This is a genomic window from Pseudomonas sp. NFPP25 (assembly GCF_900116505.1).
Taxonomy (GTDB): domain Bacteria; phylum Pseudomonadota; class Gammaproteobacteria; order Pseudomonadales; family Pseudomonadaceae; genus Aquipseudomonas; species Aquipseudomonas protegens.
Genome location: NZ_FPBG01000008.1, coordinates 244,577 through 267,491, shown reverse-complemented (window position 1 = coordinate 267,491; position 22,915 = coordinate 244,577). Strand labels below are relative to the sequence as shown.

Here is a 22,915-nt window from a genome sequence, read left to right as displayed (position 1 = left end):
TTTCTGCCATAGTGACTTTTCGAGTGACCCTGGCCTTTTTCTTCATGCCTCTCTCCTTTTCAGAATCGTCAGCGCTGGTGCGCGAGAGTCTGTTGCTGATACCTTGTTTGCCGCCTCAATGAGCTGATCCAGTTCTGCTGCCGAGTAGTGACTGGTGATGCTTCCGTTTTTGTGGCCGAGCAATGCTTTCCGATCTTCCTCTGTCACGCCCGCGGCACGTAGCCTTCTCCCAAAAGTGTGCTTCAAGTCGTGAATGCGGATTCTGGCAAAGCCATCATGCGCCGGACTCAGGAACTTTTCCTGCCACTTCTTCGCTGCCCTGACCCTGGCTTTCTTCCAAACCGAGTCATTCATGCGATGCACCGTTGTTTCATTTCCCTCGCCATCAGGCTTGCCAAATGGGAAAACGTAGAGCGGGTGCTTTCCACGCTGCCTCTCGATCACCGACTTGGCCACGTCATTCAAAACGACCAGACGCTCGTCTCGGTTCTTTACGCCAGACCTGGCGCTTCGCCCACCAAAGCCGGCGGGTATCAGAAATACGCTCGTTCCCAGTTCCGGCACCGCAATTTCCCAATTCCACTGAAGCTTGCACACCTCCTGCTCCCGGCACCCCGTGTTGACCTTGAACATCGCCATGGTCTGCAGGTGAGCTGGAAGCTCGGCGAACAGGATCGATTGCTCTTCCCACGAAAGCGGGTAGGGCTTTCGGCTGTTCGTTCGTTCATCAAGCAGTGAAATCATCGGCACCACGTCCAGCAGCGGCCGGCGTTCCTCGGCACATCGCCGACCAGTGTGAGATCAGCAGGCGCTCTGTCATGAACCATATCACCGCCTTGTGCGAGGTTGGCTTGCTTCGCAAGGAGACTCGGAAGGGCAACTCGTCAAACGTCTACTTCCTGACCCTTGATGGTGGTGTACCTCCTGCAACAGGGGTAGTGCAGGAGATGCACCCAGAACCAGTCACTCTTCTGAACCGGTCATTGAACCAATTGCGCCCCAGGCTTCCGCCAAGGTCGCGACGGGTCAGGTCGTTCCATTCGCTGCCCAGCAGCCACGCTGTGAAATCCCGGCCGATATGCCGGGCCCCAAGGACCAGTCCTGCAAGACCTTCAAGGCCTGGGCCAACTACGCCATGGCTTACCGCAAGCGCCATGGTGCATGGCCGGTATGGAACGCCAGGGGCGCCGGGCAACTGGGCCAGGTCATCGACCGTCTTGGAATTAACGTCGCGCACCACGTCGCCCATATTTCCTGACCATCAACGACGTGCGACTCGTTTCGAACATGCACAGCATCGGCGACCTGCTGGCCAAGGCCGAGGCGTATCACACCCAGTGAGCCACCAATCGCCAGATGAACGGGACCACAGACCTAAACCAACTTCAGCGCTGCCGAGCAGGCCCTTGAAGCGCTTCGAGCCAAGAAGGCGGCAGCCCATGCTGAATGACGCACGGCAGGAACAACTGCTCCTGACTTGATGCGCCGGCATGGCGCCGTGAGTCGATGGTGAACGCGGCAGTGGCTGCCGGCCAGGTCACGGCGAAGAAAGATGAGAGCCGATCCTCCGACATGATCGTGATGAAAGACAGCTTCTACGACATGAACACCTGGGACAATGATGGTACGCCAGAGTCGACTCGACGCCGGTGGCGTCTGGATATCGGTCGATCTGCAGACGATCTGGTCAATGAGGCCTTGGCACATGCCGCCGACATTCTAGAGGCTGAAGGCTTACTGATTGAGCGGGCAGCGTAATCGCCTGCCGACATCAGTGAGCGGATGAGCGAAATTATTTCCATCCTGTCATTCCTATACGTTCTGAGGAGTGACGAACGAAACCCGGCCAAAGCGTAGGGTTTTTTGTGGGCGACGTAAGACTTTCTCCTTTAATATTTATTGATGGATTATAAATAAAATTAAAAAAATATTGCGCGAATTATATTTTAATGGGATTCTCTCTACGGATCGCAGCTCAGCGACTCATAGCGAGGATGTTCAAATGAATCAGGCGCATAAGCATCAGCTTCGTCATAAGCTCGACCAGCTTTGGCATGAGGGTGTCGTGAGAATCGACCGCTGGGAAATGCTGGCTATTTTTGAAAAGCAGCGAGTGACAATTGCAGACTGGCGGGATCTGAAAGAGGCATGGCGAAACATGCATGAAGATCCTGACGCGGCTGAGGATTTGGCTTATGTTGTGATCAAGAACGGCGATTCCCAGACGATACATGCTGGCTATGTCGTTTTCATCGCAGGCTCTCAGCAAGCATTCTGATCCATTTTCGTTCACCAGAATTTTCGAAGCCCCGTAATTATGCGGGGCTTTTTTTATGCTTCGGGTTTCACCTATAGCCAGGACAGCTCTCGGGATAGCCTGGACGTCGATAGCCGGATAGTGCAACGTACGAAATCTACGCTGGCAGCCCGCGCACTCTGACCTCACATGCTTGTGGAGTGGCGCGATCGATCGGATAGGGCGTCGGCGCCGGGAACGTTATCGGTAGGGTGAGATTTGTGGGGATGGGGAATAGCATACGAAATACTGGTTGTATATACAGTATTTTGCTGAGATAGTGATCCTACTCCTCGCGTTGCAAAGTAGTGAAAGCCAGCGTGTTGCTGGTACTGAGCTCTTGGATCGAGTGAGAGCCCTGAGCCCTGAGCCCTGAGCTTCGAGCCATCGCCTGTGAGCGACATGAAAGCGGAATCCTCCGCAAGTAATCATTCGACACAAAGGTGAAAAATGGACGAAGTAAAAATTGGCAAAAACTACACCACCATTAGTCCTCTTAAGGGGGTGGTTCAGATCGTAGCTCCAGCACAGAACGTTGCTGGTGTGGTGATCCGTACATCGTGTATTGCCTCGGGCAAGGGAACTGTCAACGTCATTGCAGGCCTCAAGACGCCGACCGGGATCACCGATATCAGCCAGGCCGTCATCTTTGGTGCAAACGGCAATACAGCATCACCGGGCCACAGCTACGAGGCATTTATGCCTTACCCGTTGTTTATTCCTGCGAGCCAAGGTTTGTGGGTGGTTGGCGATGATGCTGGTAGCTCAGCTATCGCCCTCACTTGGGACATTTTGAGTTAAGTGTTTTTCATCAATGGCCAAGCTTATACTTGGCCTTTCTGTGCTTTGGTGGCATTCCGCACTGACGTTGTAATGTGCCCTTGCTGCCCCCTTAACTCTCAAGGGCTCACCATTTCGGTGGGCCCTTTTTATTGCATCCTCTAACCACTATCAATCTCCCCGAAAGGGAGGAATCGAGTATGTCCAACATGCCAGAAAAGAACCCTGACCTGCGCAAGCTGTCAGTTGTCGAGATCGACGCAGCTAAGGCGCTGGGAAAAGAGATTGGTTCTTATCGCTGGTTCGCAGCTATGGAAGAAAAGGGAGAGTCGGCCCGTGATCATATCGGGATGACTGCGCAGCGCGCGATAGAAGTGACGTCTTCATTTGGACTTGACCCCTTTGCCTATGGGGTCATCTGTCACGACGCCTGAGGAGAGCATCCAGGCAAGCCCAGTGGAAGGCGAAGACTCTATTGTTGTTCCAGCAGGTGATCGCTACAGCTTCAGAATTGACGAACTCAATCTGTTCCTTGTGGCAGGCTTCGAGGCGAGGCTTTCTGAGATCGAGTCAAAATTTCCATAGTGTTTACGCTTGTGTAGTAGATTGACTAGAGGACTTCCTTTTAGCGGGAAGGTGGACCTCAGGGGAACTTTAGGATCTGGGATGAGCGCATCAAGAATCGTTGCATTGGATGGGCTAAGAGGGGGTGCGGCTCTTATTGTTTTTGTAAGCCATTACAGTAACGAGACGGGATTGTTTGGAGGTATTTTAGGTTGGGGCGGCGGCCAGACAGGTGTTATGCTTTTTTTTTCTTCTGTCTGGATTTCTTGTTTCTAATTTGCACATAAGTCAGAAGCTTGAATTATCATCTTTGTGGGTATACGCGGTTAGAAGGATATCGCGGGTATATCCGCTGTTCTTAATGGCCGCAGCACTTCCGGGATTATTGATTTTTTTAGAGTTCCCCGGGCAAGTAGCGATGTCGGGGATAAATTCTTTTGATAAGTATCTTGGGCAGGTCCTTCTATTGGATAGAGGGGAAAACGTATTCTGGACTATACAGATAGAGGTGCTATTTTACATTGCCTTTGTAGGTCTGTGGTTTGTGTTCGGTATTATTAACAAAGCGTCGTTCGTCTGTTTGGTTGTGGGTTTGGCGTTGTTGATTTGGTCGCTTGGGCCTTTGACAAGTCTGACATTCCTTCATACGGCCCATTACTTCCTTTTTGGAGTGTTATCCGCCTTGATGTATTGCGGTGGAGCTTTTAAATATTTACCGAGAATCATTTCAGTGGTTGGTCTTGTCTTGCTGCTAGCTATTCCGTTAACCTTTCCAAAAGTTTTTAAGTTGTTGTTTGGTGGAGATATTGTTTCATGGGAAAATTCATTGATAATTGTGCAGCTTTTGATTGTTTTCAATATTGCGATAAGGGATAGGTATTGTTTGGAGTGGCTTTTGTCTTTAAGGCCGCTGGTCTGGCTAGGAAAGGTTTCGTATTCGGTTTATTTGATTCATTATTTTGTGATAAGCGGGGTGGTGTCGCTCACGACACCAAGTGATAACTACTTCTTGAATTTCACTATGGTGTTCGCCCTTGTGCTTGTTTTTTCTTGGGCTTCAAATTCTATACTTGAGCGTCCTATGCAGCGCGCTTTAGCAAGAGCTCTTCTTAATCGCGTAGAGCACCCAAGCTCCATAGTTAGAAATTAAGTAATATTCAAGCTTTTCCCTTTTATTAAGCCGCTCTATGAGCGGCTTTTTTATGGTGAAAAAATATCAATTACATCTGATGTCCAGACCTTGGAGCCGGGCGCGTGGGTGGAGTTTTTCGAACTCGACGCTACCGCGCTGGGCGCCGAGCTGTAGCGCTTTCACGGCTACCCCACAGCAGTCGTCGATCTACTGGCAGGGCGAGGAGTATTCGCTCAGGCCGATCCAGGCCGAGGGCTTCGAAATGACCGGGCAGGGTGCCCAGCCTATGCCGACCCTGTTCGTTGGCAACGTCGGCTGGTTCATTACGGCCCTGGTGCTGTACGTGGAGGATCTGGTGGGGGCGAAGTTGATCCGGCACCGGACCCTGGGCAAGTATCTGGACGGCCAGCCGGAGGCGGATCCGGAAAAGGACCTGCCACCGGACATCTGGTATGTCGAGCGCAAGGCCGCCGAGAACAACGAAATAGTGGAGTTCGAGCTGGCCTCGGCCCTGGACGTCGCAGGCGTTCAGCTACCGCGCCGGCATATCGTGGCCAACGTCTGCTGGTGGCTCAGCTGCGGCGGTTACCGCGGGCCGTACTGCGGCCTGGTGATTCGGGAGGGGCGAAAGGAGGTCTATGTGCCTTGCCGCAATACGGCCTCGACACCAAGCGAGCATTTCCGCCTTGCGCCCGAGGACTTCGCCGCCGCTGAGGATCGCGGCCAGGTGCTGTCGGTCGTGCATAGCCATCCAGACTACCCAGTAGCCCCCAGTGAGGCAGATCGCGTGTCCTGTGAGGCCTCCGGGCTTCCCTGGCACATCTTTGAGGTCCGCAGGGGCGATGACGAACAGGTGCGCGCAGGTGAGCTTGTGAGCTTCACGCCGGACGGCTACCAGGCCCGCTGATCGGCCGCAAGTTCGCCCATGGCGTGCACGACTGCTTGAGCATCGTCCTCGACTTCTACTGCCGCGAAATGGGCATCGACCTGGGCCAGTGCGAGCGGGAGGACGGGTGGTGGGAGAAGGGCCGGAACCTCTACCTGGAGAACCTGCCCGCGGCCGGGTTCGTTCAAGTCAGCGCCCCTCAGCATGGCGACATGGTGCTGATGCAGACTCGCTCGAAGGTGCCGAACCAGGCCGGGGTATACTTGGCCGACGGCGTCCTGAAGACCGAGCCCGAACACTTCCCGGCGCCGGGGACGATCCTGCATCACCTCTACAGCCGAGACAGCAAGCGGGACATCTATGGTGGTTATTGGCGGGAAGTTACGGTGAGCTACTGGCGGCATAAGTGTGTACAAACAACAGGAGCCGATCTGCTCAAATAAGGCTGCTCGTCAGGTGCAAAGAACCTTAACCTTGCCTTAGAATGAAGCTTTCCCGCCCTTCAAAGGAATGATTACGTGGTGAGCAACAACGCCATCTGCTGTCCGCACTGCCAAGGCCAAAATGTCCAGCTTCTTTCCGTCATCCATGCTGCTGGCACCTCTCATATACAAACAACCCACCAAGCGCAATCCCAATCCGGATTCGGACCAAGCGTGACCGTTGAAACTACAGGTCGGCACCAGACCCATTTGGCGGCAAGCGTCGGCCCACCTCCAGGTAAGCGCTTGCTTGGCCCCGTCATCCTTACGGGGGTTGGCGCCATCATCTTGTACGACGGCCTCAAGCTTATGAACACGTTCTGGGGCGTGGATTGGACGAGGTTTTTCATTGGCGCGATATTTATCACCGTCGGTGTGATCGGATTCGTTCGCCACTGGAAATTCAACGTCGCGCAGTACGACAAACTGGAAGAGTGGCGCCGCACTTGGATGTGTCATGCCTGCGGCACACGATTCCAGCCGTAAACGTTACAGAGAGGGCACCTTCGGGTGCCTTTCTTTTTTGTGGTTCTCAAACGACGCTTGGTGCTTAGCCGAATGCGGTACCGTAGTCGAAGCGAAAGCTTGGTGGTTGATTCGGAATTGCTGCGGTGACTGCTGGCGGCGTTACGCGCTAAACCTCAGTTACACCAAACCATCATCTCGCCTCGACGGAGTGTTGGTGTTGGCATTTTTTCAGGTATCACGTCGATGGTAGAGTTTCTCGTCTTTGAACAGGGATGCTCGCGATGTGAAGACAATGAAGCCGGTTCAGCCTTATTTGCTTGAGCCTCATGACACTGTTAATCCTGCCGATTTAGAGTGCTACTGCTTGACGGCCGGGGACAAGAGGCAAATTGAGGCCGCTATCGAAACGCACGGCGCCCGTTCTCTTGAAAACGTCACCAAGGGTGGGGCGATGCTGTAGCTTCGATTCCCCATGCGCTTCGCTGGAGAGGATGAGGAATATCTTCGCGCCTTATTCGCACCCGAAACTCTTGAGAAAAAGCCTTGGGATGGCCCTGATTACATCGTCATCAATAAACTCGAGCGCGACTCCAAAGGCGTCGTAGTGGTGGAAAGTTACTCCCCATTTCAGGACCGATTCTTAAAGTTGCCATATGAGAAAAGGCTTGATGGTTCGAGTGGGATCGTTGCCTACCAGTTCTGTGCAACGCTGCAGGCACGAAACTCACTTCGAGTGCTTCAGCGGCATGGTCGTCTTGCTACTGCTGACTTGCGGCTGTCAGTCCTTCTCAACACTGCCGCCTCGGGTGGTAGCAGTGGGGTGTCAGCCACCGCCGGCACCTGCGGCGTGGTTCATGGAGGCGCGCGAGCCGAACTTGCCCCTGCGGCTGCTCAACGAATTGTCGCCATCGCCGGAGACGGTGACCAAGGATTGATCGCCCTGGCGGCCTGTCAGAGCTACGTCAAAGAAATCGTTTCAACGAAGTGAAAAAGAGCGGTCGGGCCAGTTGCGTCAACATCTGACCCCGCCAATATTCTTACCGCAGCAGTGCGCGGGGATGTTGACCTAAACGAACTGGCTCGACTGCATCTGCGGTTCCAACACGAAAGCTGGGGGCCAGCAATCACAAGTTACTCAACTTCAAAACGCTTCATACACAGGTTTGGTGCAGTCTTCGTATACCACCTGGCAAGCCTTGCCTCCCGTGTCTACACACCACTGTTGAGCCACCTTGCGGGCCTCTTCAGGGTCTTTGGCACTGGCCAGACCAGCGCGGGACGGTCCGTCCTTGCTGCTGGGAACTACCCATGCGACACATTGGTTTCGATACGTAAAAATCACCTTGCAATCAGTCGCTCCCCGCCTGCTGCAATCCGACAAGGCCGACTTCTCGGCACTCTCCTTGCTGGGCCTGTTAACGGCAACGCCTGCATCTGCGGTTGCTCCAGATGAAGCGATTGCGCCCCAGGTTTTATGCCACTGCCCGACGGGCTCCTGCTCGCGGGAGCTCCCGCCAGCGCCTGGGATCGGAGCGCAGCCGCCAACCCCTTGATCGCCGATGGGATATTGCCCTGCAGGACACCTCCCCTCCGCATGTGCAATTGCCGGAAAGGCAAGAGCCAATAGCAAAAGCAAATTGGCCCCGTGAAGCGGTACTGTGCCCAACATAGACGATTTCATATAAACCTCAGTTTCACGCAGAGCCCATGTTTGCGCACTACTCACCCGATACGTTCCCTCGTGTTCCGGGATGTATCACCTATCGCTGATCGTCTTGAGGGCTGTTGTCCTCGGCCGCGTAGGGCCGTTCAGAAAAATAGTTTGGGTATGCCAGTTACGGCGGTCAACATAGGACGGATGTGCTAATGGCCCATAGCCGTTATCGATTGGGGCCGCAAACGTTATCTTGAGCTCTCAAAAAGGGCACCACCCCCCGCTCAGGTTTACCCTCGATTACGCATATAGGCTGGGAACACATCAACCTGACTGGCGATTACGTCTGGCGGCAGGCCGCAAGCTGGAAGGCGGGAAGTTCAGGCCGGTACGACAGCTCGGAAAACGTTAGCGTGCGATTTTTTCCGAATTCTGTAGGCTCCCCTAGTCGCGCTTTTTTCATATCAAGTGAATTAGGGAGCGGTCGCGCTCAAGCTCATGCTCGGTCGATCAGTTCCGGCCCGTGATTCTTGACGTTACCGACGGCGGTGCTCACCTTGAACCATTCGAAGGTCTCGGCGGCTTCTCCCTGCTGTAACGCCATCTGTTCGGCGCGCTCCTTCGGAGTGGCCGGATCGAGCCATTCCCAGGCCAGTTCCGGCCCAAGCACTGCCGGCCGGCGGTCGTGGATATCGACCATGCCGCCGGCACTGTCGGCGGTGATGATCACAAAACCGTCGTGCTCCCCGTGACTTTCGTCTGGATCCGGCAGTTGTCCAATTGAGGCGCAGAGGATGGGGGAGCCGTCCCGGTGCCGGATCAAATAGGGCTGCTTCTTCGGGCCGCCGTCGTCCAGCCATTCAAACCAGTTGTCGATTGGGCATATGGCTCGGTGTGGCCAGATCTGGCGGAAGAAAGGCCCATGGGCCACTTTCTCGACACGGGCGTTTATCGCTGTAGCACGGTCGGTAGCCCAATGCGGCCGCCAGCCCCACGTCACAGGGTCTGCATAAAGCTTATCGCCGGCGACATGGAAGAGGGCGAGCTGCATTGTCGGCGCGGCGTTGTAGCGCCCCAGGGCTTGATCACCGACGCTATTGATCAGGGCCCCAGGCATGCCCAGGGCTGCGACGAAGTCGTGGATGTATCGGTACTGGGACAGTCTTTCGCACATGATCGCCCCTGGGGCAGTACGCAACTCTAAGACTATAGATCTCCGCTGCTAAGGTTCTGTAGATATTCAACTCAGGGTGTCTCTATGTTCTCTTTGCGGTACTTCTTGCCTGCGACGCACACGTCGGCCACGCTACCGGGCTTCTCAATCAGAATGTCATATTCACTTTCCGGGCGGGCTTCACTGTCATTTGATTTCGTTAGAAGCCACTGTTCTTTTTTTCCAGGGAGACGGGTGCGGAACAACCTCCACATGCCGGATAGTTTTTCTCCTTTTAAGCGAAAATACAGCTGTCCTTTTGCGTAGCTTTTTTGTGGATCACCTTCGGGAAGCCAAACCCCGTAATCCCAAACGATGACATCACCAGCCCCGTACTGCCCCGCGGGGATGCTCCCTTCAAAGCATAGGTAATCCAGCGAATGATCTTCTACGTGCACTGCCAGTCGTCGCACTCGTGGGTCCAGTGATGGTCCTTTGGGGATTGCCCAGCTTTTTAGCGATCCATCAAGCTCTAAACGAAAGTCATAGTGGAGGTGACTGGCATAGTGTTTCTGTATGCAATATTGGCGGGGACGTTGCATTGGGAGGTCAGGGTCTTTCTCATGCTCCTTTGCATTCAGTGACGGTTTCATTATGACCTCTTCGCATACTTTATTTGTTCATCTGCCGCTTCTGCAGCCATGTTGTTTGAGAAGGTCAGTCTTCGCGTAAGTTCATCCTTTTTTGACTGTGTCATCACAGATGAATTTCTGGCGACTTGAGAGCTCAAGTCAGCGAAATAACTCGAACAATTGAACGTGTTCCTTTGTCTTTTCGTTATTCGGCTACCAAAGCAGTGGCTCGGAGAAGGTCCTGAGATGAAAGGAGCTCCAGATGATTGGTGTCGTGATCCCGGCGCATAACGAAGAGCGCTTTATAGAAAAATGCCTCCGGTCAGTCATTAAGGCTGGTTGTCATCCAACGCTTCAGGAGGAGGTGAGGATATCTACCTGCGTAGATCCTCATTCGCCCGGCCCTTGCTGCGCGCAATCAACTCGAGGTCGCTGACTTTCTTGCGCAACTGCGAAGCTTCTCCGGCTTTTTCACGCTCGCGGGTTCGGCCTGGCTTGCTAGGTTATCGGCTCGATGGGGGGGAGGGCGCACGGGTGGCAACTACTCCTGCCACGTCCATGACTTGGCACTTGTTACGGCTGGATCACGCAGACTAGTGGAGGGTGGCAATGCGCCGGTTTTCGCCAATCCTGATTCGGTCCAGCGCTCGGTTGAGTGCGTCCAGGGCATTGAGCAAGGCTTGTGCCTCGGTTTCCCGACCCTGACCCCAGAGGCGCTCGGCCATCTTGTTCAAGGCCTGGATGGAGCGCTCGATATCGGCGGCAGTGACTGCCTTGGCATCCTCCGGCTCTTTTCTAGGCATGGGCTGAGGCCTCGATTGTGGTTTGCTGGCGAACTGGATGATGGGTTTGCCAGTGTTCGATGGAGGGCTGTTTCCGGTTCGGTCTGGCGAGATTCATGGAAGGCCTGTCACTGACGACATTTCAAGGCCGCGGCTTGTATGTCGGAGGCGCTACCGACGTTGACGACGCTCATGCTGTCGGCGCCAAGTTCGGCTGCTTTATTGAAGGCCATATTCAGCGCGTCCCCATTGGAGGAGCCCTTCACGGTAAATGCCGTCAGAACCTTGCAGGCCTGTGCCGAGGAGGCCGTCACCAGATCGACCTGCCTTCCTGCTTCCGTCAGTTGTGTGGTGCAAGCCGAGACCGAAGCCGCAGCGACGACAAGCAAGACAAGGCCACGCAGATTACGCATCACTGAACACTCCTGTCGACGAGGTTGCCGGCCTATCCCGGCCAGCCAGCCCCGGGCAATCATCGCGAGTACATCGCCCACCAGAACACATGGCCCAGGATCGAGATCTGCTGTTCCTGGATTTCGGCGAAGCTATAGTCTTCGTCTGGATGTTCATCCCGATTGAAGCTGCGCAGGCGCAGCCCGACCGGCAAACGGTAAACCTGCTTCACGCGCAACTGGCCATTGTGGTTGAGTGCATACATCTCCCCGTCGACTACATCCTTCAGGGCATTCCTGCCGACGTTCACGCCAACGGTTGCGCCGTCGCGCAGCACCGGGACCATGCTGTTGCCGCTGACCGACACGCACTTGGCGTTGTTGAACTGCACCCCGTTCTGACGCAGATCTTTCTTGAAGAAGCGCAGCCGGGCGGTATCGCTTTCTTCGATGACAAACCGGCCCGAGCCTGCAGCCAGCTCCACCTCGTGAAGAAAGGGGACGTAGACCTCGTTGTCATCGAGCGGGGTCGCATCGTCCCAGGTCTCGATATCGTCCAAATGCACGCTTGGCTGGGTGCGTGCCGATGCGGTATCCGCCGCCTTGAGCATTTCTCCAACGCCTTCAGCGAGCCACATGGAGGAAACGCCGCATACCGAGGCAATCTGGGCGACAAAGGCCGTGGCCTTCGATTTGCCACGTTCCAGGTCGGAGATTGAGGTTTGGGTCAGGCCGGCACGTTCAGCGAGCTCTGTTTGATTGAGCTGGGCGTGGCGACGAGCTGTTTTGAGTCGATCTTTGAATTCCATCCGCCCAGTATTACGGGGCTTCCCATAAGCTTGCAAATGGGTATTCCTATATTGTACTATATGGGTGTTCCCGTAAGGGTGTCAGGCAGATAATCAAATGGATTTGCAGATGTTAAAAGAATGCAGATGTGGAAGTTGCAATCGACTTCTCGCTCGAGTGGGCGAGTTTACTGAGCTCCAGATCAAATGTTCCCGCTGTGGAACCTTGAATCATGTAAAGGCCGCGAGTCTCGAGCTATCGCCAGGAGCGGCCAGGTGTGACAGCGGCGTCGGTCATTGAGCCTGTGATGCAAAGGCACGTCCGGGCCAGAGGCCCGAACTGCTGTTGCATGACGGTTCCAGGCCGCGCGTAGCGCTGTCGCAGTCATTATTGGAATGGGTGGAGCTCTCACGCCGTGGCGGTCATAACTGCGCGTTGAAGCTATCGCCCCCTTCGTGAAAGCCAAGAGCTTCGATTTCCTCGCCTTTGAGCGACATGCAGGCGGAATCCTCCGCATCCATCATTCGACTCAATAGGTAACAACATGGCTTGGATTCGATACGACTTTACCGATAACGGCTCTTCTGTACTGCCGGCTCGCTACTACATGGCGCCGAACCAGTATCTTCAATCCCCCAACAAGCGCTTCAAGCTGCTCTTCCAGCCCGATGGCAACCTGGCACTGTATGACGGCGCCCAGTTGGCATGGGTGGCTGACCAGAACACGCCGTTCACCAACGTGAGCAAGGGCAACAAGAAAGATCCGATGATGGTCTTCATGAACTACGGCTTTGTCCTGGATGACCCGCTGCGTGGCCGTATCTGGTCGACCACTCCGAGTGACCCCACCATGGGTTCGCGCGAAGATGCCTCGCTGCGTGCGTTCACCCAGCTTCAGGACGACGGGAACATCGTCACTGTCGACACCATCCCGCACTGGTATGCGCCCAATGGTCGTGTATTCACCCCGGCGGTGGGTACGGCAATGATCATCAGCGGTCCGGCCGAGCTGGTACCGGGCCAGCTCTACAGCGCTGGCGATCACGCTCTGGTCTTCCAGGGCGATGGCAACCTGGTGGTGTACGGGCCGAACTGGAGCGTGGTCTGGGCGACCTATACCCAGAACAAAGGTGGTGTGCGCTGCGTCATGCAGGCAGACGGCAACCTGGTGATCTACGCCGCGAACAATGCGGTCGTCTGGCAGAGCGGCACGGCTGGTCACCCCGGCGCAACCATCCGCCTGCAGGCCAACGGCAGTTTCACGATAGTGACCGAGCGGCCGATCTGGGCCCGCTTCGGCTATACCCCGACCATCAAGCCGCCGCGGGTGTTCTACCCCGACCACAAGTGGAAAACCGGTAGCTACACCTGGGACAACGTGTTCTAACGGCCTGCAAGAGGCCCCGCGACGATGCAGGGCTTCTACAGGCTTCACTCAAGGGCCCGGCAGGCTTGTTCTGCCGGGCTCGGCCCATTGGTGGCGCGGATTGAACGGGGTCACGAACGGGCAAGCGACAGTTGGCTTTCAAAGGCCGGGCGCTCAACCTTGAAAAACAGATTCTCCTGGGTTCCGCCATTCACCTGCTTCAGGACGGTGTGCGACAACTGCCCGCCGATTTTCTCCATGGCTCGCTGTGAGCGGGTATTCGAACCCGCAACATGGAACCAGACGGTGTCGACCCACTGAAAGGCGTGCCCGAGCATCAGGTACTTGAGTTCCTTGTTGGCACGGCCCCCCCATTTTTCGCGCGCCAGAAAGGTGTAGCCGATGGCAACTTCACGCTGGTCCTCGTTGAACTCGTAGTAGCGGGAGCTGCCTGCAACCTTGCCGCTGTCGCGGTCGATCACGATCAGGGTGCTCCTGGCCGCCAGTGCGTCGTCGAACCATTGGCGAAATACCGGCTCCTGATAGCGGGTCGAGCTTTGGTGCTGAGCCCAGATCAAGGGATCGCAGGCGACGCCATACAGCGCCGCGAAGTCCACGGCCTCAAGTGGGCGCAGTTCAAGTGATTCACCAACGAGCAGGGGCGAGAGGGGCAGCGATTGCATCAGTGGTCTCCAAAGGACGAATGCATCTGTTTCGTTGCGCGAGGCTTGCTGGATGAGCAATATGCTCCGGTTGCATCACGGCTACGCGGGAGCCGGAACCTTAACAAGGCTCTGGCAGGCCTGAATAGCGCGGCACGGCTGCTGTTGGCCGCGAGCATCCCTGATCGGCCTGTGGCGCATCACCTGGTCAACCCCGCGCAATACTCAACAAGCGCGCAAGCGCTCTGAGCACATCAATGGATGGCAACGCGACGATGAAATACCCCATTAGCCTGTTGGCATGCACGCTCTTACTGGCCTCGCCCGCGTGGGCGCAGGGCAAGCGGGTGATTCCGGGTAGCGAGCAGGTCGAGGCGGGTTATCTCTCGTCGCAATTGTTGCTGAAGCCCTGTACGGACGTGACGACGCTGGGCTTCAGCGCGGACGACAGCGCCCTGCACGATGCCGCCGCCGCGCGCCAGGCCTTGCCTGCGGGAACCTGCAACGACGCAGCGCTGGTGGAGAAACTGTTCAAGGCGCGCTTTGTGCAGTACGGCTCGATCACGCAGGTGTTCACCCCGTGGCAATTGGCACGGCAGGTCGACAGGCAGAACCGCGCCATCAGCCGTTGCCCGGATACCCGATGCCTGGGCCGCGAGCTGGATGCAGTGATTGCCGCGCTGGCGCCGGTGTATCTCGGCGCCCGCCGGGCCTGGCCCAGGGGCAAGGGGCTGTGCGCCAGCGAGCCGGTGGACAGCCCGGCGAACCAGGCCCTGGCGGTTCTGGGCGCCGACACCCGTCAGCAGATCAATGCGCAATGCGCACAGGAGGGGGTGATTGCCACAACCTGCCACGGCCCCCATGGCCAATTGCTGTTCTTGAGCTGTGGCATGAGCGGCAATCAGGTCAACTCAAGCCAATGGCTTTATCGTGCCGGCAAGGCACACGCCGAGCCGCTGTTCGCCGTCGAGGATGGTCCCCTGGGCGTACTGGCGACTTCCTGCAACGGCATGCCCGACCTGATGACCAGTGCACGGGTCAGTGCCGGGGAGCACAACGACACCTTCTACCGGTACGACGGCAAGGCCTATCGGCAGGTGTATTCCTACATCAGCACCTTTGTCGGTATCGATGCCAACGGCAATGACCTGGCCATCGCCCAGGCCGGTGCACTGGCCAAGGTCGCGTGCCGCTAGGGGCGCGCATTGCTCACAGCGCGCGGCAAAGATCAAGATTGACCTCCCTGGCCGACGCCCAGAAGATGCGGCCCTTCGTATCCAGTCTCGGGAGAGGGCATGCAGGCTCATGACGCTTACTTCACTATCGACGCCGAGGCGCTGCAGGACCGCTCCCTGGCCGAGCTGGCCGCCGGGCAGCCGCTGCCGCTGCGCTGCGCAGGGCTGGACCTGAGCGGCCAGGACCTGTCCCGCATCAGCCTGCCCGGGGCCTGGTTCGAACGCTGCCTGCTGACCGGCGCCGATCTCACCGCGGCCAACCTGATCAATACCCGCTGGACCAGCTGTCGCGGCGGCCAGGCCAACCTGCGTTCTGCAGTGCTTACCGATGCCCGTTTCGAACGCTGTGACCTGAACAACACGCAATGGCAGCGCAGCAAGGTGGCCCATGCAAGCTTCGATGGCTGCAAGCTCACCGGCGCCCACTTCGGCGACGTGTCGGCCCTGGGCCTGAGCTTTTCCGACTGCCTGCTCAACAGCGCCATGCTCTCGGGTATCTCGTTCTACAAGTCGCAGTTGCACAACATCGATTTCAGCGAAGCCGACCTGACCTACTGCGACTTTCGCAAGGCGGTGTTTGTCGACGGCGGCAGCCTGTCCATGGCCCGGGTCAACAATGCCCGCTTCGATGACGCCGACCTGCGCGAAGCCAGCCTGCATGGGCTGCGCCTGGTGGATGCCAAGCTGTTCAAGGGGGCGATCATTTCCCGCAGCCAGGCCGGCATGCTCCTGGCCGGGCTGGGCCTGACCGTGCTCTGACTAGAGCCCGGCCGCTGCGGGTTGGGCTTGCAGCAATTCGTCGAGCACCCCCATGAAGGCTTCCACCAACTGGCTGCGGCCCTGCTTGCGGGTCAGTACCAGCAACTGGGCGGTGGCGCTGGGGTCGGCGAGGGGGCGGTAAGTCACGCCTTTTTTCGCCAGGGTCTGGGTGCAGCGGGGCACCAGGGCAATGCCCTGGCCGGCGGCGACCAGGGCGATGATCGAGGTGATCTGCCGGCCGCTGGGGCCCGGGCGCAATGGCAGGCCGTTGCGTCGGTAGAGTTGTTCGATGGCTTCGTTGAGCCCCGAGCCGTAGTCGGCGGGAAACAGGATCAGCGGATGCTCGCTAAGCTCGGCCAGAGTCACTTGCGCCTGCGCGGCCAGGGGGCTGTCGCTGGAGATCGCCGCCACCAGCGGTTCGTCCCCCAGGGACAGGGACTGGATATCGCTCTGCTCGCTCGGCGGTTGCATGCGGCTCATGCCGATGTCGATGCGCCCGTCGACAATCTGCGACCACTGGCTGACCGAAGCACCTTCCACCAGGGTCAATTGCACGTCCGGGAAGCGCTGGGCGAAGGCCTGGATCGCCTGGCTGAACAGGTCCGAGAGGGCGATGGAACTGGCGTAGCCCAGGGCCAGTTGCCCGGCGCAACCTGCAGCCAGCTTGCCGGCCATGACCTGGGCCAGGTCCACCTGTTCCAGCACGGCCCGGGCGTACGGCAGGAAATGCCGGCCCTGGGCGGTGAGGGTCACGGTGCGGCTGGTGCGGTCGAACAGGCGAAACCCCAGTTCGGTTTCCAGGGCCGAAATCTGCCGGGTCAGCGGCGGTTGCGCCAGGTGCAGGCGCAGGGCGGCGCGACCAAAATGCAGCTCTTCGGCGACCGTCAGAAAATAACGCAACTTGCGTAGATCGAGCATCCTGTTCCCTGGGTATTGATCGGTCGGAATTCGGTATTGGTCTTGGCTTGGCGACGTATTTTATAAAGGCCTTTGGTCATAAAACGAGAGGTTTCATGAATTCGCGTCAGCATTGTGCGCGCATCGCCCTGTTTCTGTGTGGTTGTGCGGCATTTCTCAACCTGTATGCGACCCAGGGCATTCTCCAGGAATTTGCCCAGAGCTTTCAGGTGAGCATCCGGGAAGCCGGCTGGAGCATCACCGTCACCACCCTGGCGGTGGCCCTCACTGCGCCCTTTGTCAGCCGCTTTACCGGGCGTTTCGATCAGCGCCGGGTGATTGTGGTGGCCGCGCTGTTGCTGGCGGTGCCGGCGGGGCTGGCGGCCTGTGCCGGCAGCTTTACCCAGCTGCTGGTCTGGCGCCTGGTGGAGGGCATGCTGATCCCGGTGGTGTTCGCCACCAGCGTGGCCTACATCGGCGACCGCTGGAGCGGCGGCACCGTGACCGAAGTCACCAGCCTGTATGTCGCCGGCACCGTGCTGGGCGGCTTTGCCGGGCGTTTTGTCACCGGTTTCATGACCGAATACGTGGGCTGGCGCGAAGCCTTTGCCTTGCTCGCGGGCCTGAGCCTGCTGATCGGGGTGGCCATTCATTTGCTGCTGCCGGCCAACCCGCCCCTGACCGCGCCCCGGGCATCCGGCGGCCTCAGTGCCCTGCGCGAGCTGTGCCGGCGGCCCTTGCTGGCAGCGTACGGCGTGGGCTTCTGCGTGCTGTTCTCGCAAGTGGCCACCTTTACCTACGCCGGGCTCTACCTGAGCCAGGCGCCGTTCGACCTGGGGGCTGCTGCCCTGGGCGCGATCTACAGCGTGTTCCTGCTGGCCCTGGTGGTGATCCCCATCGCCGGGCGCCTGAGCAAGTCGCGGCCCCAGGCCGAGCTGCTGGTGGCTGCGGCGTTGCTCGGGGTCTGCGGTTCGGCCCTGACCCTGCTGCCGTCGCTGTGGCTGATCGTGCTGGGCCTGGCCCTGAGTTCCACCGGAGTGTTCCTGGCCCAGGCCGCCGCCAACTCCTTTACCACCGCCACCGCCCGCCACAACAAGGCCGGCGCCGTGGGCCTGTACCTGACCTGCTACTACCTGGGCGGCAGTTTTGGCGCCGTGGTCCCGGCCCTGCTCTGGAGCCACTGGGGCTGGCAGGGCTGCGTGGCGCTGATCGTGCTGTTCCAACTGCTGTCGCTGCTGATTGCCTGGGGCGGCTGGAAGCCCCTCGAACCCCAAACCCCGGTCGCGGCTCGCGAACCGTCCAACCCGATAGATTCATCATCCAACAAGGAATACGTGAGGTGACCATGAATAACGTACTGACCCGGCAGAGCCAGTTGCTGAAGATTGTCGAACCTGTGTTGAACGACATGCCGGCCAGTGTCTTGAAGCATGCGCTGTTCGAGGCGTTCTGGAGCGAAGAGGGCGCCCTGGTGGACATCGAGCATGCCTTCGAGAAGCTCACCTCCCGTCGCCACGAGCCGGCGGTGCTGCGCAAGTTCTTCGCCAGCTGGTCGAAGACCAACAACTCCGCCACCAGTGTGTCCGGGCTGGCCAACCGCATCACCTTGCTGGCCCGCTCCGGGCAGGGCTCGGAAGCCGCCGACGGCCTGTACCGGGCCTGCGGCAGCCTGCAGCGGATCACCGATGAAGACCTGGGCGCCCTGGGCAATACCCTGCATTCGGACCTGTTCTACAACATGGCCACGCCGATCTGCGGCGATGACCAGTGGCTGCTCAAGGAAAACTGCCTGCCCTCGGCCCAGGGCTTCAAGGACTGGACGGATTTTCGCCGCCTGCGTGACCGCGACCTGCTGCAGGGCCTGCTGACCACCCTGATCCACGAGGTCTACACCCACGGCGAAGTGGAGTTCATCCACCCGCTGTACAAGCAGTGGTTCGTCCGCGACATGGGGGTGCCGGCAGAGAAGGCGCGCACCACCGTGGCCTGGGTCACGGTGCACACCGGCGGCACCGAGAGCAATCACTTCGCCCATGCGGTGGCGGCGGTCAACGAGTTCGTCGATGCCATGCAGGTGCGGGTCGACCCGCAGGCCGCGCGGGAAATCTTCGCCGAATACCTGCAGCGCAAGGCTCGGGTAATGCGCGACTGTGCCCAGCTGTTGCGTTGATGGCTCCGGCCCGGCCCCGGCAACGGGGCTTGTGGCTGACCCAGGCTCGCCTATCCTGTTGCTGATTGACCCTTCCTTTTCATTTTGCAGCCTGCCTCGACAATGAATGACCTGAACCATCACGCCTCCCCGGAGGCATTGCCGGCGTCCGATGTGTCGGTGCGCCGCCGTTCCCTGGTGGCCGGTTGCGGCGCCCACGCGGTGCATGACGGCCTGACTGACGTGATCTATGTACTGCTGCCGATCTGGCAGGCGCAGTTCGCCATGAGCTACGCCCAGATCGGCCTGCTGCGCGGTGCCTATTCCGGGATGATGGCCGGCTTCCAGTTGCTGGCCAGCCGTGGAGCCAAGCGCTGGGGGCGCGAGCGCCTGCTGGTGGGTGGCACTGCCCTGGCCGGGCTGGCCTACCTGCTGGCGGGGCAGGCCGGGGGGCTGGGGGTGTTGCTCCTGGCGCTGCTGCTGGGCGGCCTGGGGGCCAGTACCCAGCACCCGCTGGCGTCCTCGATCATCACCGACACCCACGAGGCTGGCGGCGGGGTCAAGGAAGCGCTGTCCCAGTACAACTTCGCCGGGGACATCGGCAAGACCCTGATTCCCGGGTTGGTGGGGCTGCTGCTGACCGTGATCAGCTGGCGTGCCAGCGTGACCCTGATCGGCCTCCTGGGGCTGGCCGCTGCGCTGGCGCTGTGGTGGCTGATCCCGTCCCGGGCGGCGACCCTGGCCATGCAGGAAAAGGCGCCGAAGACGGTCAAGGGCCAGGGCTCGGTCGGCGGCCTGCGGGCACTGATCCTCACCGGCACCCTGGACAGTGCGGTACGCATGGGTTTCCTGACCTTCCTGCCGTTCCTGCTCAAGGCCAAGGGCGCCGGCACCGCCGGTATCGGCCTGGCCCTGACCCTGCTGTTCGTCGGTGGCGCTTTCGGCAAGCTGCTGTGCGGTTACCTCGGGGCGCGTATCGGCATGATGAAGACCGTGTGGATCACCGAGTTCACCACCGCCAGCCTGATCGTGCTGGCGGTGTTCCTGCCCTATGTGGGGTTGATGGTGATGCTGCCGCTGCTGGGGCTGGCGCTGAACGGCACCTCGTCGGTGCTCTATGGCGCGGTGCCGGACCTGGCGGGGGCGGGCAAGCGCGAGCAGGCGTTCTCGCTGTTCTACACCGGCACCATCGGCGGCGGGGCACTGGCGCCGGTGCTGTTCGGCAGCCTCGGCGACGTCACCGGGATTCCCCTGGCGGTGATGGCCCTGGCCGCGACCCTGCTGCTGACCCTGCCGCTGTCCTGGTACGTGCAGCGTGGCCTGGACGCCGACGCCCGGTCCTTGCCCAGCCCCGGCTGAGGTCCCGCCAATGCATTGAAAGCGCAGGCCCGGAGCGGGATTGTCCGGGCCTGCTGCTTGCTGGTGGAGCGCTAGCCGCGCAGGCGCCATTCGGGCCCCGCGGCAGGGGCCGGCAGCGGCGCTGCCAGGGTCCTGGCCAGTTCGACGAAGCGCTCCAGGCAGCGCGACCCCAGGGGCGTGCGCCAACTGACCGTCTGTTCCAGCACATAGGGCTCGGCCAGCGGCACATAGACCACCCCGGGACGCTGCAGGGTCGCGGTGTAGTCGGGCACCACGGCCACCCCGCGCTCCGCCGCCACCAGGGACACCAGGGTGGTCATCTGTGACGCCGTGGGCCCCAGGCGCGGGATGATCCCGCTGTGGGCGCAGAGGTCCTCCAGGGCGGTGTTCAGGGCCGATCCGTAGGCGCTCGGAAAGGTCACGAAGGATTCCCCCGCCAGTTCGCAAAACCCCAGGCTGCTCCTGCCGGCGAAAGCGCTGCGCGACGGTACCGCCACCACCAGGGAATCGCGCGAACTCACCAGCGACTGCAAACCGTGGGCCGGCAAGTTGGGCGCCCCCCAGCCAAAGCCGATATCCAGGCTGCCATCGATCAACTGCTGGCGCTGGCTGGCGGTGGACACCTCGCGAAACGCCAGCTCCACCTCCGGCAGGCTGCGGCTGGTGTTGCGGATCATCTCGGAGAAAGCGTTGGACAGGGGAATCGAGCTGGCATAGCCGATGACGATACGGCCGATGGCGCCATGGGCGATCTTGCGCGCGGTGGCCTCGGCCTCGCCGACGGCACTGATCACCCCCCGGGCCTGCTGCAGGAACAGTTCGCCCTCCGGGGTCAGGCACACGGTGCGGGTCGAGCGTTCGAACAGGCGGATGCCCAGGCGCGCCTCCAGGGCGGCGATATGCCGGGTTAGCGGCGGTTGGGCGATCCGCAGGCGCAGGGCGGCGCGGCCGAAGTGCAATTCATCGGCAACGGTGACGAAATAACGCAGACGACGGAGCTCTAGCATTTCTTGTTTTTCCAGTATCAATCACGACGCAAACAGTATTGGCCGCTATTTGCGACTGTCATCAGAATGTAAGACGACCAGCCTAGACCAGCTTTCCAGGTTGCCGGAGGCGCATGGGTACAGGCTCGGTTCACTCTGTTTTCCGATTGTTTTCGCAGGTACAAAAATGACAAGCAGCGAAGCCACGGCCGTCCGTTTTTCCTTGTCCCAGCGTGCGCTGGGCCTCAGTGCCCCAGGCACCTCGAGCATGCGCAGCAAAGCCAACGCCCTGAAGGAAAGCGGGATCAAGGTGATCAATTTCGCCGCCGGCGAATTGTCCTTCGATGCCTGCGAGGACATGCGCGCCGGGGCCATCGAAGCCATCGCCAATGCGCGCAACCGCTACACCCCGCCCATCGGCCTGCCGGCCCTGCGCGAGAAGCTCGCGCAACGGGTCAGCCAGCGCACCGGGGTGGAGTTCGCCGCCAATGAAGTGGCGGTCACCGCCGGGGCCAAGCAGGCGCTCTACAACGCCTGCATGGTGCTGCTCAACCCCGGGGAGGAGGTGATAGTGCCGACCCCGTACTGGGAAACCTTTCCCACCCAGATCCGCCTGGCCGGCGCCACCCCGGTGTGCGTCCAGACCCGCGCCGACCACTACCGGCTGACGGTGGACGCGGTGCGTGGCGCGCTCACCGAGCGCACCCGGATGATCGTCATCAACACCCCCAACAACCCCACCGGCACCGTCTATGAACGCGAGCAACTGCTGGCCATCGCCCAGTTGGCCCAGGAGCGGCAACTGTGGGTGATGTTCGACGAGTGCTATCGCGGCCTGGTGCGCGAAGGCCACGAGCACCACAACATCCTGGCGCTGTGCCCGGCATTGAAAGGGCAGACGGTGCTGATCGATTCCTTCTCCAAGAGCCAGGCGGTGACCGGCTGGCGGGTCGGCTACGCCTGCGCCCCGGCGCCGGTGATCGCGGCCATGCACAACCTGCAGGGGCACACCACCTCAAACCCCAGCAGCCTGTCCCAGTACGCCGCGCTCAATACCCTGAACGCCGATTCGTCGCACTTTGCCGACCTGGTCAACCCGTTCCTGCAACGCCAGCTGCACGCCGCACGCACCTACCTCGACCGCCTGGAAGGGGTGAGCTATGCGCCGCCGGAAGGCGCCTTCTACCTGTATATCGATGTCTCTTCCCGGCTCGGCGGCTACTACCAGGGCGAAGCGGTGCGCGATGTGGATCACCTGGCCGACCTGCTGCTGACCGAGGCGCACATCGCGGTGGTGCCCGGTTCCGGTTGTGGCGACCCCCACTGCATCCGCATTTCCTACGCCGTGGAATATGAGGAACTGATCGAAGGCCTGGGCCGTTTCGCCCAGTTCATCTCGGCGATCGTCATCGACTGAAGCGGCTCCCGGCAGCCCAGCCCCCAGGGGATCAAGCCCGTTCCCGAGCCCGCCGTGGCCCGGGCCGGCGTCGTT

At 59.6% G+C, this 22,915-nt stretch carries 24 protein-coding genes and 3 pseudogenes; 18 read left to right on the top strand and 9 right to left on the bottom strand.

From position 1 onward, the window contains the following. Positions 1-42: 42 nt before the first annotated feature. Positions 43-777 (bottom strand): annotated as a pseudogene (locus tag BM382_RS28605) (tyrosine-type recombinase/integrase); the annotation flags it as partial. A gap of 277 nt (positions 778-1,054) precedes the next feature. Here BM382_RS28605 and BM382_RS32135 point away from each other — a divergent pair. The 10 genes and pseudogenes from BM382_RS32135 to BM382_RS32120 form a co-directional block, all read left to right on the top strand. Beyond that, a pseudogene (locus tag BM382_RS32135) lies at positions 1,055-1,375 on the top strand (helix-turn-helix domain-containing protein); the annotation flags it as partial. 134 nt (positions 1,376-1,509) lie between these two features. Beyond that, on the top strand, positions 1,510-1,758 hold the full coding sequence (locus BM382_RS28595) for a hypothetical protein (RefSeq protein WP_239690431.1): 249 nt from the start codon (positions 1,510-1,512) through the stop codon (positions 1,756-1,758). Positions 1,759-2,002: 244 nt separating this feature from the next. Continuing rightward, positions 2,003-2,278, top strand: a complete 276-nt coding sequence (locus tag BM382_RS28590) for a hypothetical protein (RefSeq protein WP_041774143.1) — start codon at positions 2,003-2,005, stop codon at positions 2,276-2,278. 468 nt (positions 2,279-2,746) lie between these two features. After that, positions 2,747-3,097, top strand: coding sequence for a hypothetical protein (locus BM382_RS28585; RefSeq protein WP_050783777.1), 351 nt, complete (start codon positions 2,747-2,749; stop codon positions 3,095-3,097). 179 nt (positions 3,098-3,276) lie between these two features. Continuing rightward, on the top strand, positions 3,277-3,510 hold the full coding sequence (locus tag BM382_RS28580; protein ID WP_041774145.1) for a tail fiber domain-containing protein: 234 nt from the start codon (positions 3,277-3,279) through the stop codon (positions 3,508-3,510). 362 nt (positions 3,511-3,872) lie between these two features. Continuing rightward, the gene (locus BM382_RS28575) at positions 3,873-4,790 is read left to right on the top strand and encodes an acyltransferase family protein (RefSeq protein ID WP_072444818.1); all 918 of its coding nucleotides are present in this window, start codon (positions 3,873-3,875) and stop codon (positions 4,788-4,790) included. Between the two features lie 37 nt (positions 4,791-4,827). Then, positions 4,828-5,679 carry a phage minor tail protein L gene (locus tag BM382_RS32130; protein ID WP_239690430.1) on the top strand — a complete coding sequence of 284 codons (852 nt, stop codon included), beginning with the start codon at positions 4,828-4,830 and terminating at the stop codon, positions 5,677-5,679. Between the two features lie 35 nt (positions 5,680-5,714). Further along, entirely contained in the window at positions 5,715-6,101 is a 387-nt protein-coding gene (locus BM382_RS32125; protein ID WP_170866358.1) for an NlpC/P60 family protein, read from the top strand. 78 nt (positions 6,102-6,179) lie between these two features. After that, complete coding sequence (locus tag BM382_RS31795) at positions 6,180-6,626, top strand: hypothetical protein (protein WP_125062885.1); 447 nt, start codon at positions 6,180-6,182, stop codon at positions 6,624-6,626. A 454-nt stretch (positions 6,627-7,080) separates the two neighbouring features. Continuing rightward, positions 7,081-7,596, top strand: a complete 516-nt coding sequence (locus BM382_RS32120) for a hypothetical protein (protein WP_225368744.1) — start codon at positions 7,081-7,083, stop codon at positions 7,594-7,596. A gap of 1,162 nt (positions 7,597-8,758) precedes the next feature. On the opposite strand, the gene BM382_RS28550 is transcribed toward BM382_RS32120, so the two are convergent. The 5 genes and pseudogenes from BM382_RS28550 to BM382_RS28530 form a co-directional block, all read right to left on the bottom strand. Beyond that, positions 8,759-9,436 carry an SOS response-associated peptidase family protein gene (locus tag BM382_RS28550; protein WP_011060424.1) on the bottom strand — a complete coding sequence of 226 codons (678 nt, stop codon included), beginning with the start codon at positions 9,434-9,436 and terminating at the stop codon, positions 8,759-8,761. A gap of 149 nt (positions 9,437-9,585) precedes the next feature. Beyond that, positions 9,586-10,017 (bottom strand): annotated as a pseudogene (locus tag BM382_RS28545) (DNA polymerase ligase N-terminal domain-containing protein); the annotation flags it as partial. A 623-nt stretch (positions 10,018-10,640) separates the two neighbouring features. Then, entirely contained in the window at positions 10,641-10,850 is a 210-nt protein-coding gene (locus BM382_RS28540; RefSeq protein ID WP_011060426.1) for a hypothetical protein, read from the bottom strand. Positions 10,851-10,957: 107 nt separating this feature from the next. Further along, entirely contained in the window at positions 10,958-11,242 is a 285-nt protein-coding gene (locus BM382_RS28535; protein ID WP_019094684.1) for a DUF4156 domain-containing protein, read from the bottom strand. A gap of 59 nt (positions 11,243-11,301) precedes the next feature. Continuing rightward, the gene (locus tag BM382_RS28530) at positions 11,302-12,030 is read right to left on the bottom strand and encodes an XRE family transcriptional regulator (protein WP_011060427.1); all 729 of its coding nucleotides are present in this window, start codon (positions 12,028-12,030) and stop codon (positions 11,302-11,304) included. A 109-nt stretch (positions 12,031-12,139) separates the two neighbouring features. Here BM382_RS28530 and BM382_RS28525 point away from each other — a divergent pair, with 109 nt between their 5' ends. Next, positions 12,140-12,310 carry a Com family DNA-binding transcriptional regulator gene (locus BM382_RS28525; protein ID WP_072444854.1) on the top strand — a complete coding sequence of 57 codons (171 nt, stop codon included), beginning with the start codon at positions 12,140-12,142 and terminating at the stop codon, positions 12,308-12,310. A 244-nt stretch (positions 12,311-12,554) separates the two neighbouring features. Then, positions 12,555-13,397 carry a putidacin L1 family lectin-like bacteriocin gene (locus tag BM382_RS28520; protein ID WP_011060428.1) on the top strand — a complete coding sequence of 281 codons (843 nt, stop codon included), beginning with the start codon at positions 12,555-12,557 and terminating at the stop codon, positions 13,395-13,397. 110 nt (positions 13,398-13,507) lie between these two features. Here the strand turns inward: BM382_RS28520 and BM382_RS28515 are convergent, their stop codons facing one another. Beyond that, the gene (locus tag BM382_RS28515) at positions 13,508-14,059 is read right to left on the bottom strand and encodes a GNAT family N-acetyltransferase (protein WP_072444814.1); all 552 of its coding nucleotides are present in this window, start codon (positions 14,057-14,059) and stop codon (positions 13,508-13,510) included. 254 nt (positions 14,060-14,313) lie between these two features. Between BM382_RS28515 and BM382_RS28510 the strand changes: the two genes are divergently transcribed. Together BM382_RS28510 and BM382_RS28505 are read left to right on the top strand one after the other, a co-directional pair. After that, positions 14,314-15,234: a hypothetical protein gene (locus BM382_RS28510; RefSeq protein WP_239690429.1), complete on the top strand. Its 921-nt coding sequence runs from the start codon at positions 14,314-14,316 to the stop codon at positions 15,232-15,234. Positions 15,235-15,333: 99 nt separating this feature from the next. Continuing rightward, positions 15,334-16,032: a pentapeptide repeat-containing protein gene (locus tag BM382_RS28505; RefSeq protein WP_072444810.1), complete on the top strand. Its 699-nt coding sequence runs from the start codon at positions 15,334-15,336 to the stop codon at positions 16,030-16,032. Here the strand turns inward: BM382_RS28505 and BM382_RS28500 are convergent, their stop codons facing one another. After that, positions 16,033-16,950: a LysR family transcriptional regulator gene (locus BM382_RS28500; protein WP_011060434.1), complete on the bottom strand. Its 918-nt coding sequence runs from the start codon at positions 16,948-16,950 to the stop codon at positions 16,033-16,035. It lies immediately after the preceding gene. Between the two features lie 95 nt (positions 16,951-17,045). Between BM382_RS28500 and BM382_RS28495 the strand changes: the two genes are divergently transcribed. From BM382_RS28495 to BM382_RS28485, 3 genes are all read left to right on the top strand, one after another. Then, on the top strand, positions 17,046-18,272 hold the full coding sequence (locus BM382_RS28495; protein ID WP_072444807.1) for an MFS transporter: 1,227 nt from the start codon (positions 17,046-17,048) through the stop codon (positions 18,270-18,272). A gap of 2 nt (positions 18,273-18,274) precedes the next feature. After that, positions 18,275-19,099 (top strand): hypothetical protein, encoded by an 825-nt coding sequence (locus BM382_RS28490; RefSeq protein ID WP_011060436.1) that lies wholly within the window; start codon positions 18,275-18,277, stop codon positions 19,097-19,099. A gap of 102 nt (positions 19,100-19,201) precedes the next feature. Beyond that, a complete protein-coding gene (locus tag BM382_RS28485; protein ID WP_065363496.1) occupies positions 19,202-20,437 on the top strand; it encodes an MFS transporter in 1,236 nt (411 codons plus the stop codon). 71 nt (positions 20,438-20,508) lie between these two features. On the opposite strand, the gene BM382_RS28480 is transcribed toward BM382_RS28485, so the two are convergent. Then, on the bottom strand, positions 20,509-21,444 hold the full coding sequence (locus BM382_RS28480) for a LysR substrate-binding domain-containing protein (protein WP_011060438.1): 936 nt from the start codon (positions 21,442-21,444) through the stop codon (positions 20,509-20,511). 166 nt (positions 21,445-21,610) lie between these two features. Between BM382_RS28480 and BM382_RS28475 the strand changes: the two genes are divergently transcribed. After that, positions 21,611-22,840, top strand: a complete 1,230-nt coding sequence (locus tag BM382_RS28475) for a pyridoxal phosphate-dependent aminotransferase (protein WP_072444805.1) — start codon at positions 21,611-21,613, stop codon at positions 22,838-22,840. Positions 22,841-22,915 lie beyond the last annotated feature (75 nt).